At 48.9% G+C, this 14,807-nt stretch carries 17 protein-coding genes and 1 tRNA gene; 6 read left to right on the plus strand and 12 right to left on the minus strand.

All coding sequences use genetic code 11. From position 1 onward, the window contains the following. Window positions 1–2: 2 nt before the first annotated feature. Both AB7S66_RS00430 and hprK read right to left on the minus strand, forming a co-directional pair. Complete coding sequence (locus AB7S66_RS00430) at window positions 3–266, minus strand: HPr family phosphocarrier protein (RefSeq protein ID WP_428517409.1); 264 nt, start codon at window positions 264–266, stop codon at window positions 3–5. Next, the gene (gene hprK, locus AB7S66_RS00435; RefSeq protein ID WP_428517410.1) at window positions 266–1,249 is read right to left on the minus strand and encodes an HPr(Ser) kinase/phosphatase; all 984 of its coding nucleotides are present in this window, start codon (window positions 1,247–1,249) and stop codon (window positions 266–268) included. Before hprK ends, AB7S66_RS00430 begins: the two co-directional genes overlap by 1 nt. A 235-nt stretch (window positions 1,250–1,484) precedes the next feature. Here hprK and AB7S66_RS00440 point away from each other — a divergent pair, with 235 nt between their 5' ends. Then, window positions 1,485–1,784 carry an HPF/RaiA family ribosome-associated protein gene (locus AB7S66_RS00440; protein ID WP_428517411.1) on the plus strand — a complete coding sequence of 100 codons (300 nt, stop codon included), beginning with the start codon at window positions 1,485–1,487 and terminating at the stop codon, window positions 1,782–1,784. A gap of 71 nt (window positions 1,785–1,855) precedes the next feature. On the opposite strand, the gene rpoN is transcribed toward AB7S66_RS00440, so the two are convergent. Genes rpoN through AB7S66_RS00470 form a run of 6 tightly spaced genes read right to left on the minus strand, consistent with a single transcriptional unit; the run spans window position 1,856 to window position 6,408 of the window. Next, window positions 1,856–3,259, minus strand: coding sequence for an RNA polymerase factor sigma-54 (rpoN, locus tag AB7S66_RS00445; protein ID WP_428517412.1), 1,404 nt, complete (start codon window positions 3,257–3,259; stop codon window positions 1,856–1,858). After that, the gene (gene lptB, locus AB7S66_RS00450; protein ID WP_428517413.1) at window positions 3,259–4,002 is read right to left on the minus strand and encodes an LPS export ABC transporter ATP-binding protein; all 744 of its coding nucleotides are present in this window, start codon (window positions 4,000–4,002) and stop codon (window positions 3,259–3,261) included. Before lptB ends, rpoN begins: the two co-directional genes overlap by 1 nt. Next, window positions 3,995–4,618: a hypothetical protein gene (locus tag AB7S66_RS00455; RefSeq protein WP_428517414.1), complete on the minus strand. Its 624-nt coding sequence runs from the start codon at window positions 4,616–4,618 to the stop codon at window positions 3,995–3,997. Before AB7S66_RS00455 ends, lptB begins: the two co-directional genes overlap by 8 nt. Next, complete coding sequence (locus AB7S66_RS00460; protein WP_428517415.1) at window positions 4,615–5,151, minus strand: hypothetical protein; 537 nt, start codon at window positions 5,149–5,151, stop codon at window positions 4,615–4,617. The genes AB7S66_RS00455 and AB7S66_RS00460 overlap by 4 nt, the downstream gene beginning before the upstream one ends. Window positions 5,152–5,188: 37 nt before the next feature. Next, window positions 5,189–5,605: a SoxR reducing system RseC family protein gene (locus AB7S66_RS00465; RefSeq protein ID WP_428517416.1), complete on the minus strand. Its 417-nt coding sequence runs from the start codon at window positions 5,603–5,605 to the stop codon at window positions 5,189–5,191. A 2-nt stretch (window positions 5,606–5,607) separates the two neighbouring features. Continuing rightward, a complete protein-coding gene (locus AB7S66_RS00470; RefSeq protein WP_428517417.1) occupies window positions 5,608–6,408 on the minus strand; it encodes a TIGR00282 family metallophosphoesterase in 801 nt (266 codons plus the stop codon). Between the two features lie 70 nt (window positions 6,409–6,478). Here AB7S66_RS00470 and AB7S66_RS00475 point away from each other — a divergent pair, with 70 nt between their 5' ends. Continuing rightward, entirely contained in the window at window positions 6,479–8,611 is a 2,133-nt protein-coding gene (locus AB7S66_RS00475; protein ID WP_428517418.1) for a beta-glucosidase family protein, read from the plus strand. A 16-nt stretch (window positions 8,612–8,627) separates the two neighbouring features. Here AB7S66_RS00475 and AB7S66_RS00480 read toward each other — a convergent pair. Further along, window positions 8,628–8,701 (minus strand) — tRNA-Arg (locus AB7S66_RS00480). A 196-nt stretch (window positions 8,702–8,897) separates the two neighbouring features. Between AB7S66_RS00480 and AB7S66_RS00485 the strand changes: the two genes are divergently transcribed. Continuing rightward, a complete protein-coding gene (locus AB7S66_RS00485) occupies window positions 8,898–9,479 on the plus strand; it encodes a hypothetical protein (RefSeq protein WP_428517419.1) in 582 nt (193 codons plus the stop codon). Here AB7S66_RS00485 and AB7S66_RS00490 read toward each other — a convergent pair. Then, the gene (locus tag AB7S66_RS00490) at window positions 9,476–9,781 is read right to left on the minus strand and encodes a hypothetical protein (protein ID WP_428517420.1); all 306 of its coding nucleotides are present in this window, start codon (window positions 9,779–9,781) and stop codon (window positions 9,476–9,478) included. The genes AB7S66_RS00485 and AB7S66_RS00490 overlap by 4 nt on opposite strands. 221 nt (window positions 9,782–10,002) lie before the next feature. Here AB7S66_RS00490 and AB7S66_RS00495 point away from each other — a divergent pair, with 221 nt between their 5' ends. Then, window positions 10,003–10,911 (plus strand): nucleotidyltransferase family protein, encoded by a 909-nt coding sequence (locus AB7S66_RS00495; RefSeq protein WP_428517421.1) that lies wholly within the window; start codon window positions 10,003–10,005, stop codon window positions 10,909–10,911. 1 nt (window position 10,912) lies between these two features. Here the strand turns inward: AB7S66_RS00495 and AB7S66_RS00500 are convergent, their stop codons facing one another. Further along, a complete protein-coding gene (locus AB7S66_RS00500; RefSeq protein WP_428517422.1) occupies window positions 10,913–11,845 on the minus strand; it encodes a YitT family protein in 933 nt (310 codons plus the stop codon). 39 nt (window positions 11,846–11,884) lie between these two features. After that, window positions 11,885–12,466 (minus strand): TIGR00730 family Rossman fold protein, encoded by a 582-nt coding sequence (locus AB7S66_RS00505; RefSeq protein WP_428517423.1) that lies wholly within the window; start codon window positions 12,464–12,466, stop codon window positions 11,885–11,887. A 173-nt stretch (window positions 12,467–12,639) separates the two neighbouring features. Here AB7S66_RS00505 and AB7S66_RS00510 point away from each other — a divergent pair, with 173 nt between their 5' ends. Both AB7S66_RS00510 and AB7S66_RS00515 read left to right on the plus strand, forming a co-directional pair. Then, a complete protein-coding gene (locus AB7S66_RS00510; RefSeq protein WP_428517424.1) occupies window positions 12,640–13,857 on the plus strand; it encodes a hypothetical protein in 1,218 nt (405 codons plus the stop codon). A gap of 178 nt (window positions 13,858–14,035) precedes the next feature. Beyond that, complete coding sequence (locus AB7S66_RS00515; protein ID WP_428517425.1) at window positions 14,036–14,788, plus strand: Fic/DOC family protein; 753 nt, start codon at window positions 14,036–14,038, stop codon at window positions 14,786–14,788. The last annotated feature ends 19 nt before the right edge of the window (window positions 14,789–14,807 follow it).

The following is a 14,807-nucleotide window of genomic DNA, read 5'->3' on the forward strand; positions in this document are numbered from 1 at the left end:
TGCTACTCCTCAAACCTGTTTTCAAACAGATGCTCAATTGCATCCGCCATTTGTTGTTCATCCGGTCCATCACACGTCATCAAGATGGAGCTCTGGTGTGTTGCTCCCAGTGTGATGATCCCCATGATGGATTTCCCATTTATCTTCATTGTATCCTTTTCCAGGTACAGATCACTCTTGTATTGATTGGCCAGCTTGACGATCGATGCAGCTGGCCGTGCATGAATGCCGGCTCGGTTATGGACCTTCAATTCTCTGGTTACCATCACAGCGTCTCCTCATTGATATAGTACATTTTCCGTGCTGACTCACTCTCCAGCCACTTGAGAACACTCTGGTCGAACTCCTTGGCTGAATAGTACCCGAGTTTTTTCAGACGCTCATTCCTGGCAGCAGTCTCGATGATCACCGGTATGTTTCGGCCAGGTTTTACAGGAATGATGACCTTGGGAATGGCAATACCCAGGTAGATATCTTCCAGTATTGCTTCCCCAACCCGGTCATAGTTCTTTTGTGCATCCCATGGTTCGAGATGGACAGCAAGTTGCACCTGCTTTCTGTCCCTGATTGCGCCAACCCCGTAGAGGTTGGCAAGATTGATGATACCCAATCCTCTCAGCTCCATGTGGTGGGCGAGGAGGGGATTCTCTCCCATCCCGATGAGATAATTGTCACTGATATTTCTCAGCTTGACCGTATCGTCACTGATCAATCGGTGCCCTCGCTCGATCAACTCCAGAGCTGTTTCACTCTTTCCAACTCCGCTTTCTCCCGTGATCAGTACCCCGATACCATACACCTCAACAAGAACACCGTGAATGGTTTGGGTAGGGGCAAATACCTCGTCAAGCGTCTGGTACAAACGCCTGGAAAAATCACTCGAAAGGAGATCTGTCTTGAGAATCACAGTACCTGTCTCCTCCGCTAGTTCAATGAGCCGAGGGCTTGGATCACTATTGTCACAAAATACACAGCAGGGAATGTCATAGCTGAAGAGTTTGTTGATGCTATCGGTATTTTGCTCACCCTCCAACTTGTCCAGATAGGCTCGCTCACCCTTTCCAAAGACCTGAATGGAATTATTGCTGAATTCCTCGAAAAATCCGCTGAGAGGAAGCCCCGGCCTACTGATTTTGCTGGTGGTAATTCGCTTGGAGAGCCCCGAGCGTCCAGCTATGCAGCTAAGACGTAAGTGATTGTGTTCCTTCAGGTCCAGGTCCAACAAATCCAAGACAGTGAAATCAGGCATGCTCAACTCCTCTCTATATACTGTTTTACTATACAATTGTTGATAGGATTTCGCAAGGGGGAAAACGGGAGAATAGGTTTTTATGAAGATGTGCAAAGATGAAAATAAACGCTTATGCCAGTGGAATATAGTGCAGGAATTATGGCAGGAGGCCTATTCTCAGGGCCAAATGTCCATTGACGATTGACTTTCCAAGTCTTATCCTTAGTGTATGACCATAGTCAAAGGAGGGCTTATGAATTTGACAGTCAGAGGCATCCGTTATAACCCAAGTGACGCAACGCGTGAATTTTTGGAGAAGAAACTCCAGAAGCTGCAGTTTGCAGAGGGGTATATCCATGACCTGGATATTGCCATTACCCGTGAACCGGTAGGGCAGGGGTATCATTTGGATGCAAAACTTCACTTTTCTTGGGGTACCGTCAAGATGGTCACGTATGACTGCTACGAACTCTATGAAGGTATCGAGCTGATAACCGACAAGATCGAGGCAGTAGCAAGAAAGGAGAAAGGTAAGATTACAGACCATAAGTAACATGTATTAATCTATTGGGAATATGAGATGGGGCGCTTCGGCGCCCCATTCATTACACTTGGAGGTTGCTGTCAGTCATTTCCCCTGATAAATGATGGATCGATATTGAGCTCGTTTCGGTATTTTGCAACGGTTCTTCGAGCAACAGATATTCCCCGTTCCTTGAGCAGGTCTGAGATTTTCTGGTCGCTGAGCGCTTTCTTGCCCTCATGTGCCTCCAGTATTTGCCTGATGATCTCCTTAACCGCCTGCTTGGAATGCTCCGCGCCGTCTGCACCGACTGAGCTGCTGAACAATTTCTTTATGGGAATTATACCCCAATCAGTATCGATCCACTTTGCGGTGGATATCCTGCTTACTGTTGTCTCATGTACCCCAATCTCCTGGGCTACAGACTTCTGGGTGAGTGGTTTCAGATATTGTGGGCCGAGGAGAAAGAAATCCCGCTGTTCCCGAAGGAGCACCTGGGCAACCTTGTAGAGCGTCTGGTTGCGTACCTGTATCTGGAAAATCAGTTCATTGGCACTCTTGATCTGCTGGTTGATATACTGTTGTGCTTTTTTCGCCTCGTCTGCTGCCCCTACTTCTTGGGCTAGTTGCTCAAATTCTGCATTGATCCGGAGATCAGGCAATGATGAATCATTCATCCTGAGTACAAGCTCGCCTTCTTCCTGCTTGATTGAAACATCAGGGATGACATACTGCTCAGGCCCGCTGGAGAACCCCTGTCCCGGGAAAGGGGTTAATGTTTTCAGGAAATTCCAGAGGTCTTCCAACTCCTCCGTGCTTAAGCCAAGGTTCTTAGCAACTTGGGCTTGTTTGTTTGCCCGCATCAGTTCCAGATTATCCCTGACCAATTCAGAAAATCGTGCAAGCTCTTCCCCCCTCATCCCTTTAGCCTCCGCCTGGAGAATAAGAGACTCTCGCCAATCCTTTGCACCCACGCCTGTTGGGTCGAACTGGCGGATGATAGTCAGAAGCTTGGGAAGGTGTTCCTGGAAATGTACAGGGACCAAGACATCAGGTTCTTCAGTGAAAAATCCATTTGCATCCAGGTTTGTTATCAGGAGTTCTCCAACGACGTACTCTTCCTCATTCAGGGGTTCACATCCCAGTTGGCTGAGCAAATGCTCCTGGAGTGTTTCTTCTGAGGAGAAAGCATTTTCCATGAACTTCTGCCTTCGGTCGCTTGCTTCATTGTCATAACCGGGTCGATCGCTGCCGTAGGAAGAAGAGTCGGAGTAACTGTCATCAACCCCACTGGACTCTTTCTGTTGTTTTTGCTGGGCAAACCGCTCATAGGAAACTTCCCAGGAAGAGGGTATTTCCAGAGCAGGATTGGATTCAATTTCATTCTTGACTCGTTGTTGCAGCTCAGTGAGCGGGAGTGTCATCAACTCAAAGGACTGAAGCATTTGGGGGCTAAGCTTGAGTTGCTGTTTTTGGGAGAGTGAAAGCTGTGCTGAAAAATCCATTAGGTGTCCTCCCCGAAATCTTGTCCGAAATAAATATCCCTGGCAATCTGGTTGGAAAGCAACTCCTGCTTTCCTCCTGAAACCAGGATGGTCCCTGCATTGATGATATGTGAGCAGGAAGTGATGGAGAGTGTGTCCCGTACATTGTGGTCGGTAAGCAGGATACCGATACCCTTCGCTGCGAGTGCCTTGATCAACTGCTTGATCTCAAAGACCGCCTTCGGGTCGATGCCCGCAAAAGGCTCATCGAGCAGGAGGAACTGTGGATTGCTTGCCAAGGAACGTGCAATCTCGGTACGTCTGCGCTCCCCGCCACTCAAGGTATATCCCTTCTGAGAGCGAATCTCTTCAATCCCGAACTCATGGAGCAACTGCTCAACCTTCTCTTCCTGTTCACTGTGGCTGAGGTCTCTTCTTGTTTGGGCGACCAAACGGATATTATCCTCCACACTGAGTTTGCGGAAAATTGATGGTTCCTGGGGCAGGTAGGCCAGTCCCTTCTTGCTGCGTATGTACATGGGAAGTTCTGTTATATCCTCACCATTGAGCAGAATGGTTCCCTTGCGAGCCTTGAGAAACCCTACAATCATATAGAAAGTAGTGGTTTTTCCTGCTCCATTGGGACCGAGCAACCCAATGATCTGCCCTGAGTGCATGGAGAAGGAGACATCCTTTACAACTTCTTTCTTTCCATAGGATTTTGCCAGGTTCCGTACTTCAAGGAGGCTGGTAAACTTATCCATTGACAACCCCCTTGATTGCTCCTTCCATCGTGATGGCTTCGGTGGTAAGATCGACGGTGATTTTCTGTGCTTGATAGAGGTCCTTGTCCCAATCGATGGTGGCATTCCCCTCAAGGTCGAGTATTTGTGAATCCCGATTGAATCGTAAGGAATCAGCTTTACAAGCCATTGCACCACGGTCTGTGTGTTTGAAGAGTTGGACCTGGACCTGCAAGAGGACAACTCCATCATCAAGGGCGAACTCCAGGTGGAATGCAGAGGCAATCACCTCATTGATCTGGTCGTCCAGTTCGAGGTATCCATCAATGATGATCAATTCCTCTTGGCGGTCATAGTAAAGGTTCTTGCTGTGCAAGGATATTCCCCGCTCCTCGTCATTGAGAGAAACAGATCCACTACAGGTGGCATAACGGAATGACTCCCCTGTCAGGACGATGGTATCGGCTTCAAGACGAAGCGAACCGCTGGTAATGGTAGCCCCTTGTGAGAGTGTGATGGTCTCGAATCCCTGTTGCATATGCATGCTGGTTGAGCCCCCGGAGAAGGATATTGGCTCAGCAAGGAGGGAGACGAGAGGAAACACCAGCAGTGCGAGAATGATTATTGCTCGTTTCATTGGGATATCACTCCCTCCAGCACTGCATTGAAGGTAACGCTGAAGCTTGCCAATGTGGCAGTCATTCCCGTTCCCTGTACCTTCTTGTCACCCTCATAGAGCAGGGTGACAGGAGTATCTCCCTTGCTGAGGAGTATTTCATCGTCCCCGATCCAGCTCAAGGCTTCTGCTTCAATGAGCAGGTGCTCCGGATATTTTTCCAGAGAAACAGATCCGGAAATTTCTGCATCGTAATATTCGGTGTCTACTTCTGCATAATCGGCATGCCCGCTGATGATCAGATTCCCTTCCTCATCCTCCTGGGAGAAGTGTAAACCCCGAATAATGGCTTTATGCGTCTGGTCATAGAGGTCGATCTCATCTGCGATGACCTTAATCGGTGGTTCATTGCCACGGGCCAATACATAGGTGGCGTTTCTCAAGGTGAGATCCGGCAAGGTAAAAGAGCGTACCATTCCCTCCTGCTCGGGTGAAAGGGAGCAGGAGAGGAACAGAAACGATGCAAGAACCATGCCAAGAAGCCTTTTTCTCATGTATTGAGTATAACCGTCGTAGCGCTTTTGAGCAATCTCATTCTTCCCTCTCTTCTGAGAGGACTGAAGCTACGACAGGAAGGTAGTGGTTCGCTTGTTTCTTGAAATAGAGCCAGACTCCCACGAATCCAAGGGCGATGCTACCCAAGGCAATGAGAAAGGATGCCCCAACCCCCAGCCCTGCGGCAACGGCAAGGAAATATCCAACCGGAAAAAGCAGTAAGGGGGCTATGAGCGTGATCAAGGTTCCGGCAATCGTCCTTGATGGCTTGAGGTAGATTTCAACCTCCTGTCCTTCGTCGATGGGAAGCTTGTTTTCATTCCAGGCTTCAAACTTCTTCCCCTTGGTATTACAGAATGCAGACCCCTTGCATCCGCTGCATGCTGAACTGGTGCAGACAACCTCGACCTTATCAGGAGAGATGTTTCTTGTTACGGTAACGATCTCATACATAGTTATATCCTTTCATGTTCCACCGGAACGCGGATAACCTCGAAGGAGGTTGCCTTCTTCTCGTCTGAGATATCCACCATCACCCCGACCAGGGCTAGGTCATCCCAGCACTCTTGGCTGCGAACCGGTATCTGTGCTATTTGTTTTTCAATTTCCGTGGCAGGATCGAAGCCTCCCACGCTTGTTTGGCTTCCACATCTCCCATTGTCGGTGATATAGGCTGTGCCACCCCCTAGAATACGCCCATCGGCGCTGAGTACCTTGGTATGGGTCCCTATGACCGCAGCCGCCTTTCCATCCAGCATAAATCCCAGGGAGAGTTTCTCTGCTGTTGGGGATGCATGGAACTGTACCAAGGGAATGGCCCCCTCTTCCTGAGCCTTGTCCACCAGGAGCTGGGCAAGGCTGAAGGCATTGGAGAGGTGGGTGCGGGGAAAGTCTGCATTGCCAAGGATATTTATCACGCATACCTTCTGTTCATTCACTGTAAGAAAGCGGACACCTCTCCCAGGGTTTTGCTGTGGATAGTTTGCGGGCCTGAGGATGCTGGGATTCTTTGCAATGAACTCCACCATGTCCTTCTTGTAGTAGATTTTCTCTCCACCGGTGATCACATCGATGCCCAGCTTCAGCAACTGCATGCTGTGGGCTCGCCCAATACCGAAACCTCCGGTTGCCCCCTCTGCGTTGGCGATCACCAAATCGATGGACTTCTCTGACCTTAGCGGTCGCAAAGCTTCCTTGACACATTGAATCCCTGGTCTTCCTACTATCTCACCTAAAAAGAGTACGCGTATGCTCATGCACCTACAGTACCGAGTTTTTCCATCCGAAGGCAAGTGTGCATGGTATACTTGCCTTTGGAGGTGACCCGTGTATAGCCGATGGTTCTCGAAACTGGGAAAACGTGTAGTCCAGATACGTATGCAACAGATGCTCAAAAGCCGGGATGTCCAGCAGGACTATGAACCGATGAATCTCAAGCTTCCTCCAAGTAAGGAACCTTCGAAGGCCAAACAATTGCTTGCCATCCTGAGCCTTGACGAGAAAATTACCTTGCTCAGTGGGCAGGATGAGTTCTGTATCCCGGGCATTGAGCGTGTTGGCCTGAAACCGGTATGGACCAGTGATGCAACACTAGGGCTTAGGGGATGGAATGCCCCGGTAACCGATTTTCCTGCATCCATTGCCATGGCAGCATCTTGGAACGAATCTCTGCTTACCCAGGTAGGGGAATGTATTGGATCAGAATGTCGTGCCTTGGGCATCGGTGTCTTGCTTGGCCCCGGGGTGAACCTTGCACGGGTTCCAGTCTGTGGGAGGAACTTTGAGTATTTTGGAGAGGACCCCCTGCTGGACGGAAAGATGGCAGGGGCATATATCAGGGGAGTGCAAACCCATCCAGTCATTACAACGGTCAAGCATTTTGCCTGCAACAACAGTGAGTATGACCGGCATAAATCCAACTCTGTGGTTGATGAGAGAACGCTCAGGGAGCTCTATCTTCCTGCTTTCAAATATGCATTGGATGCCGGCTCCCTCGGTGTGATGACCAGCTATAACCAGGTCAATGGAATCTATGCAAGTGAGCACGCCTATCTCTTGGAGGGAGTCCTGAGAGGAGAGTGGCAGTTCGATGGGCTAGTCATCAGCGACTGGAATTCCTTATACAGTACCGATGGTGTACTCTCTTCCGGTGTCGACCTGGAAATGCCTGGAGGAAAATACCTGAAGAGGGAGAAGGTACTGGATGCCATTTCCAGGGGAGTGGTCACAGAGGAGGCAATCGACAGGAAGGTGCTTCATCTCTTCACTGCGTATGAGAAGGCAGGATTGTTCGACTGCCCTCTTGCCGATCATGCTCTCAAGGTAGGAAATGACAAACATCGAGAGACTGCGTTGCAAGTGGCACGCGAGGGTGTGGTACTCCTGAAAAACAAGGATGCCGCACTTCCACTTGGTCCTTCCCTGAAGCTCTGTATAGGGGGTGACAACGCCTTCCGGGTGGCTCAAGGAGGAGGCTCTTCCATGATCCAGTGGGTAACGCCACCAAAGACATTTGCTTCCTTGATGGAAGACAATGCGACCAGCTTGCCGCGGCATTGGTATCACCGTGCATCATACCGGAGAATTGTCGCATCCTCTGATGCGGTCGTCCTGGTCGTTGGTTTCAACCATATCGAAGAGTCAGAGGCATACGATCGCCCTTGGGAGCTGGACCGTGCAACGCTCCGTTCGATAGAGCATGCAACGAAACTGAATAAGAGAACCATTGTTGTTGTGCAGAGTGGGGGAGCGCTCCATCTCACCCCGTTTGCCGACAAGGTTTCGGCAATTCTCTGGACTTCCTATCTAGGTTCATCAACGGCGGATGCCTTGTACGATATTCTCTTTGGGAATGTCGCTCCATCAGGCAAGCTTCCCTTTTCCATTGCTTCCTCGCTCTCGGACTACCGCTCAATGCGTAGCTATCCCAAGGATTATGCTGCGTTCTCTCTTGCGAGAATACACAAGGGACAGGGAGACCCCAATATCCGCCAGGTAAGCCCATCGGATTATACGGAGAATCTCATGGTGGGGTATCGCCAGTTTGACAGCGAGGGACCTGCCCCCCTGTACTGTTTCGGCCATGGGTTGAGTTACGCTGCTTTCTCCTATGATGATATGATGGTGGGGGAGCAGGGAGAAGGAAATTTCGTAGTTTCTTTCTCTCTTGCCAATATATCTGATGTTTCTGGTGCAGAGGTTGTGCAACTTTATATACATCCTTTGAATGCAAAAATCTATCGGGTGAAGCAGGAACTGAAAGGGTTCAAGAAGGTGTATCTCAATGCTGGAGAGACGGCAACGATTGAGTTTTCTGTCTCTCCAGAAGATTTCTCCCGATGGGATATCGATACCTGGAGGTTCGTCAGCGATGACGGTCCCTATGAGATCAGGATTGGTTCAAGCAGTAGGGATATCCGATTGCATCAGGTGGTCGAATATAAGGAAAGGAAGCCTTGATGACTTCCTTTCATGATGAGCCCGGCGCGATTCGAACGCACGGCCTTCTCCTCCGGAGGGAGACGCTCTATCCAGCTGAGCTACGAGCCCATTCACCCGTATCCTACGGCAGAGGAAAGGCACGTGTCAATAGCAGGTCTTGGAAATCGTATGACATGAGATAATATATTAATAAATTGTTTATTTAAAAAGAATAATATAACATTTTCTTAAAGATGATTACGGTAATAGAAAAAGGATTATCATTACTCTTGACATGGGTTACTTGCATTATTACACTTTCTGTATGATGATACAAAATCGGATGATACGCCGTCTAAAGTTCATTCTTCCCATCCTGTTCTTCCTTCTTTTGGAAGGGGCAGTCCTTGCTGCAGCCTCGCTTCCGTTTACCAGTGTCAGGATGGAAGGCAGAATGCCGGTTACCGAGATTTTCCGCGTTGAACAGAATGAGGCAGCCTTGGACTTCAACCTTTCTGCCAGCAGGAACAGTATCATCAGGGTTGGTTCGTATACATTGGTATCGAATAACACCATCAGTAAATTTCGCTTGGCCATCCGCCCTGGTGAAGACGGGAACCAGGAATATTTTGCATTCACCTTGGATGAGGGGGAACCCTTGCTCCAAGGGCAAGCGTCAGAGATACCTTTTACGGTACGTGTATCAAGCAATATCTCACGCGCGGTCAGTGTTGCTGGTCAGCAAGCAATGGAAAAGGATTTGGGTGTGCGAGGAGTCTACGGCAACAACGATGCAATCCTCTATGAGACAGGGGATATTCTTGCTGAGATTCCTGACTTCGATCCAGACCTCTACGCAACTGGGTGGTACTCAGCAGCTATTCAGCTGAGTATTGAAGTAATCTAGAAGAGATCATCGTCGAAAAACGCGTCTTCTTCACTCTCTTCCTCATGGAATTGGAGCCTTAGGAGGTCTTGGAGCCACTTGTGGTCATCGCTTTCCATATCCACACCATCATCGCTGTATGCATATTCTTCAGATAGCCAAGCATCCAATGCAAGCAGGGCTTCTTTTGAGGAAAAACATGGTCTGCTTTCGCTGCCAGGTGTGGTAAAAGCGCCTGTCAGCAACTGATACGGACAGGTTGCACAAGAAGCGGATAACTGACAGAAACGCATTGCATCTGTGTACCATTCTCGATTGTTCATGCACACAGCATACTCCACGGTTCCCTGTTTTACTACAGTTTCTTCATTCCCCAACGAAGCGAGAGTAGCGGAAGCCATGGTTCCATTACCGAGCGAGTGCTGGGAAAGCGAGGTGAGATACCCCGCCCCTTGGGCCAGGGCTATTGGTACCTTCCATTTGACTGTAATTGGCAGAGAAGATAGAATGAAACCATCTGAGTACGGATTTGAGGAGAGAAAGCATGAAACCAACACTTTTGGTAATGGCAGCTGGTATGGGAAGCCGCTATGGCGGCATCAAGCAGATTGACAGCGTAGGAAACCATGGAGAGACGTTGTTGGATTATGGTGTCTACGATGCCCATCGTAGTGGCTTTGAGAAAGTTGTCTTTATCATCCGTAAGGATATTGAGAAGGATTTCCGGGAACGTTTGTTCGACCGGATTGCAAACAATATGGATGCCACCTATGTTTTCCAGAGCCAGGATGCACTCCTCACTGAGGAGCAGAAACGACTTGCAGCAAACAGAAAGAAACCCTGGGGAACGATCCATGCAGTTCTCTGTGCAGAGAATACGGTAAAGGAGCCCTTTGCTGTCATCAATGCAGATGACTACTATGGCAGGGAGGCCTTTGCTATCCTGGCAGGGCACCTTGCGAACCTGGAACCAGGAAGCAAAGAGCATGCAATGGTTGGGTATGTCCTCGATCATACGATGAGTAAGAGTGGAACAGTCAGCCGTGCTATCTGCAATGTTAAGGATGGCTATCTTGTAAGCATGGAAGAGCATACCAAGATTGGATATGAAGGGGATAAGGTGGTCAGCCACCAGAGTTCCGGTGACATCGTGCTTACTGGTAAGGAGTGGGTTTCCATGAATTTCTTTGGATTTTCACCCACTGCTTTTGAAAGCTTCAACAGCTACTGGGACGCCTTCATCAAGGATCATATCACCAGTGAAAAGACTGAGTGTTATCTACCGAATGGTGCCAGCAATATTGTAACAACCGGGGAAGGGAAGATGCGCTTCTATACCACCCAGGAGAGCTGGTTCGGAATGACGTACAGTGAGGATAAGGATATTGTGAAGAATGAGCTTGCCAAGAAGGTATCTTCAGGTTATTACCCAGACAAGCTCTGGAAACTCTAGGCTAGGGACGTTTCACGCGGCTTCTCTTTTGGGTGACGTCTGATGAACCCGCCCAAGCAGCTTCCTCGATGGGGGTGAAACCCTCACCGAGGACCTTGTATGCTTCCTGTACAACCATGAATGCATGACTATCGGCTCGGTGCACTATATTGGTAAGCTCGCCGACCTTGTTGTTTGATACAACCGTCATGATGACCGGTCGGTCCAATCCTGTGAACATTCCTTGTCCGTTGAGGATGGTTCCCCCATGCCCCAGTTCCTTGAGAATCTCTTCTTGGATGACCTGTCGCTTTTCGCTGATGATGAAGACTGTCTTGGCCGATCTGGTGCCAAATGACAATACCACCTTGTCGACTGTTACTCCTACGATATAGACTGTCATGGTTGCATACAATGCCATTTCGAGTGAGAAAATGAAGGCACTGGAAGCAATGATGATTGCATCAACCAGGAAGAGTGCGGTACCCATGGAGAGCGGGGTGAACCGTGCAACAATCTGGGCGAGGATGTCTGTCCCCCCGGTGTTTGCTCCACTGCGCAGAACCATTCCAACCCCCAAACCCATCAGCACCCCGGCTGAGATAGCCGAGAGCAAGACCGAGAGATCCTTCGAGTAGTCAAGCAGTCCGTCATAGCCAACCCATGCATTGATCAGTGAGGTGAAGAGTGAGAGGAGGACGGTTCCCAGCAGTGATTTCATCCCATATTGTCTGCCAAAAATGGCAACTCCGAGCAAGAAAAGAGGAACTGAGAGAACCAAAATAGAGAGACCGGTATCGAATCGAAGGGTGTGATAGATGATGATTGCAATACCGCTTACTCCACCGCTTGCAATTCTTGCAGGGGAAGAGAAAAGAGCAACGCCAGCGGCCGTAAGAAAGGATCCGAGTACAATATAGAAAAGTTCAAGTAGATGGTAATTTCGTTTGGTCATGTGTGTAGCATAGCTTGATTGGTAGCGTTTTACTACCATTCAGGGTGAGAGTTTATCACTCAATTGTGGATTCCAGCTGGCTAGTTTTTCGAACAGCAAATCAATATCTTGCTCGACGATCAATGCATCCAGATGATTCTGTTTAAGAAATCCTTGCGTTACGCTGTACGAGAGAAAATCCAAAAGTTGGTCATAGAATCCCGCAAGATTGAGTATGGCCACAGGCTTCTGGTGGTACCCGAGTTGCAACCAGGTAAAGATTTCCAGGATTTCCTCCAGCGTGCCGATTCCTCCTGGAAGTGCAATAAATGCATCTGCAAGTGAATACATCTTGGCTTTTCTCTCATGCATAGTGGGGACGATGATCAGCTCGTTTTCAACAGTGTGAAGCCGGACGTCTTTCCTGTTCAGTGCTTCAGGGAGGACTCCAATGACATTCCCTCCACGATCATACAGACTTTGGGCAACGATACCCATCAGCCCACGATTTCCCCCACCATACACCAATGAGAGGTGTTTCTTTGCCATAGCGGCACCCAATTCTTCTGCCCCTTCCGCCATGCTAGGGTTTGTTCCTGTGCTGCTTCCACAAAATACTGCAAGTGTTTGTAGTTCCTTCATAAGCAAGAAGGGTACAGAATATGTCATATCCATGGCAAGATGGTGAATAAGTAGGGTTACCAATTGTCCATTTGCTTGTTATAATTACTTCAGAAGTGTATGATACCAATAGTTGGTTTTGTACTATGATTGCTGTGGCCCCGCAAAGAGTCGCAGAGAGGAGTTTCATTGATATGAAAAGGAAATTCATTACTGTATTAGCTGTATTGATACTTTTACCGGCATTCTTGTTTGCTGTTCCAGTAGTAGTAACCTGGGAGTGGTTGCTGGAAGACCCCTTGGTAACAACTTTCCGCTACCAAGTTGATGGGGAGGAAGAGGATAACTGGACCGTAGTTGACTCTTCTGTTACCAGCTACACCGAACGTGGGCTTGATGGCACGGTAGACCATACGCTCTACCTCCAGCAATCGTATGATGGGGTACATTTCAGTGAGAGCGCCATCTCGGTGGCGGAAGCGATGTTCCCGCCCGAGGAAGAAGTTCCCGTGGTGGCCAGTGAGCCTGTTCCTGCAGTCGAGGAAATGGTCGCTGAAGAACCGGTTCCTGTAGCTGAGGAAGTGGTCGCTGAAGAACCAGCTCCTGTAGCTGAGGAAGTGGTCGCTGAAGAACCAACAGAAGAAGTGGTTCCTCTAGCTGAAGAAGTAGTTGCTGAAGAGCCTGCAGAGGAAGTGGTTCCTGTAGCTGAAGAAGTGGTCGCTGAAGAGCCGGCAAAAGAAGTGGTTCCTGTAGCTGAAGAAGTGGTCGCTGAAGAGCCGGTTCCTGTAACAGAGGAAGTGGTAGCTGAAGAACCAGCAGAAGAAGCTGTTCATGTAGCTGAAGAGCCTGTAGAAGAGAAGAAGGAAGTGGAAAGCCGATCACGCACAACCCTTACCATGGGTGGCACCTTCAACTTCCAGAACCCTGACCTGAACAATTATCACCGATACAATCTGCAAGCTGAGCTCGGAGTGCACATGGAGAACCTGGTGACCTTCAATGACTCACTTGGATTGGGCATTGACCTTGGTCTTGCTTATTCACCGTATCTTGAAAGCGCCTATGGGTGGAGAAATGCTGCGACTGATGCATTGGCTTTCGACTTGTCAACAGTTCTATCCAATTTTGATCATGCAATTACCATCTCGGTTGCACCGATGCTCAATATCAGCATGGGTAAGACGGATTTTGATATCGGCCTTGGTGGATTCCTCACCTGGGGTCCTGAATTGGCAACCGACAATGGGGATGAATTCCTCTACGGTGCATTTGCGAAGGCTGCGTTGGAGTACCACTTCAACAAGACCTTCAGTATGGGAGCAAGCGCAAAGTACGGCCTCATTCTCAGCGAGGGGACCAGCAGCATGCCACAATTTGCTGAGGGTACTGTCTATATGGGCTTCTCCTTCTAGGGAGAGACAGAAATTCCTGGATAAAGAGCCCAGCAATGGGCTCTTTTCTTACACCTGTGCCTTGACCTCGCTTCTTTGGTATGGATATCATAGACCGAGACGGGGCATTTTCCCTTCATGATACTATTGTACTGGACCATGTAAGGTCCGATGCGATAAAAGGATGGTTAGTGTTTTTATGAAATCAGGCCGTGTGCAAGCATGCATCGACTACATCAGGTTCAACCACGAGGCAGAAGGATTTGAATTCTCTGAGAAAGAGGAACAAAGTGTACGTTCCATCCTGGAGGAAGAGGCTACAGCAGATGAATTGGTTCAGCGGTATATTGAGGAACATGGACTGGCCATGCAGTACACCAAAACCTCAGACGAGCTCTCTGTCTATCCCGATACCTCTACCTTGGTTAACTTTTTTTCGATCAAGGAACGATCAAAACTGAAAAAAGTGGAGGCATCCCTGGCAAACTTGCGTACCGCAGAGATGCTTACTGAGTCGGTAGATAATACCTATGATTTTGACTATCTGAAAACCATTCATGGAAGAATGTTCGGTGACGTCTATCCCTCAGCCGGCCAGGTCCGTACCACCGTTGCTGCAAAGAGAACCGTTTTCTGCCATCCTATGTTTATCGAGAGTGCAGCAGAGGATATTTTCAGCCGTCTCAGGAAAGAACACTACCTCAAAGGATTGGATCGGGAGAGCTTTATCAACGATCTTGCTTTCTTTATGGGAGAAATAGAGGCCCTCCATCCATTCAGCGATGGAAATGGAAGGGCAGCTCGCCTGTTTTTCTATCAGCTATCGGTACATGCGGGTTTTGACATCGACTGGTCGATGGTCGACCCGGACCGATTGCTGGAAGCTGATATCAGCGCGATTGACGGGGATTACCAACTGTTGATCGATGTGCTGGAAGAAGTGGTACTGTAAGAGATTGGGACGGTTTTTC

Source organism: Sphaerochaeta sp., from assembly GCF_050178175.1.
GTDB lineage: Bacteria > Spirochaetota > Spirochaetia > Sphaerochaetales > Sphaerochaetaceae > Sphaerochaeta.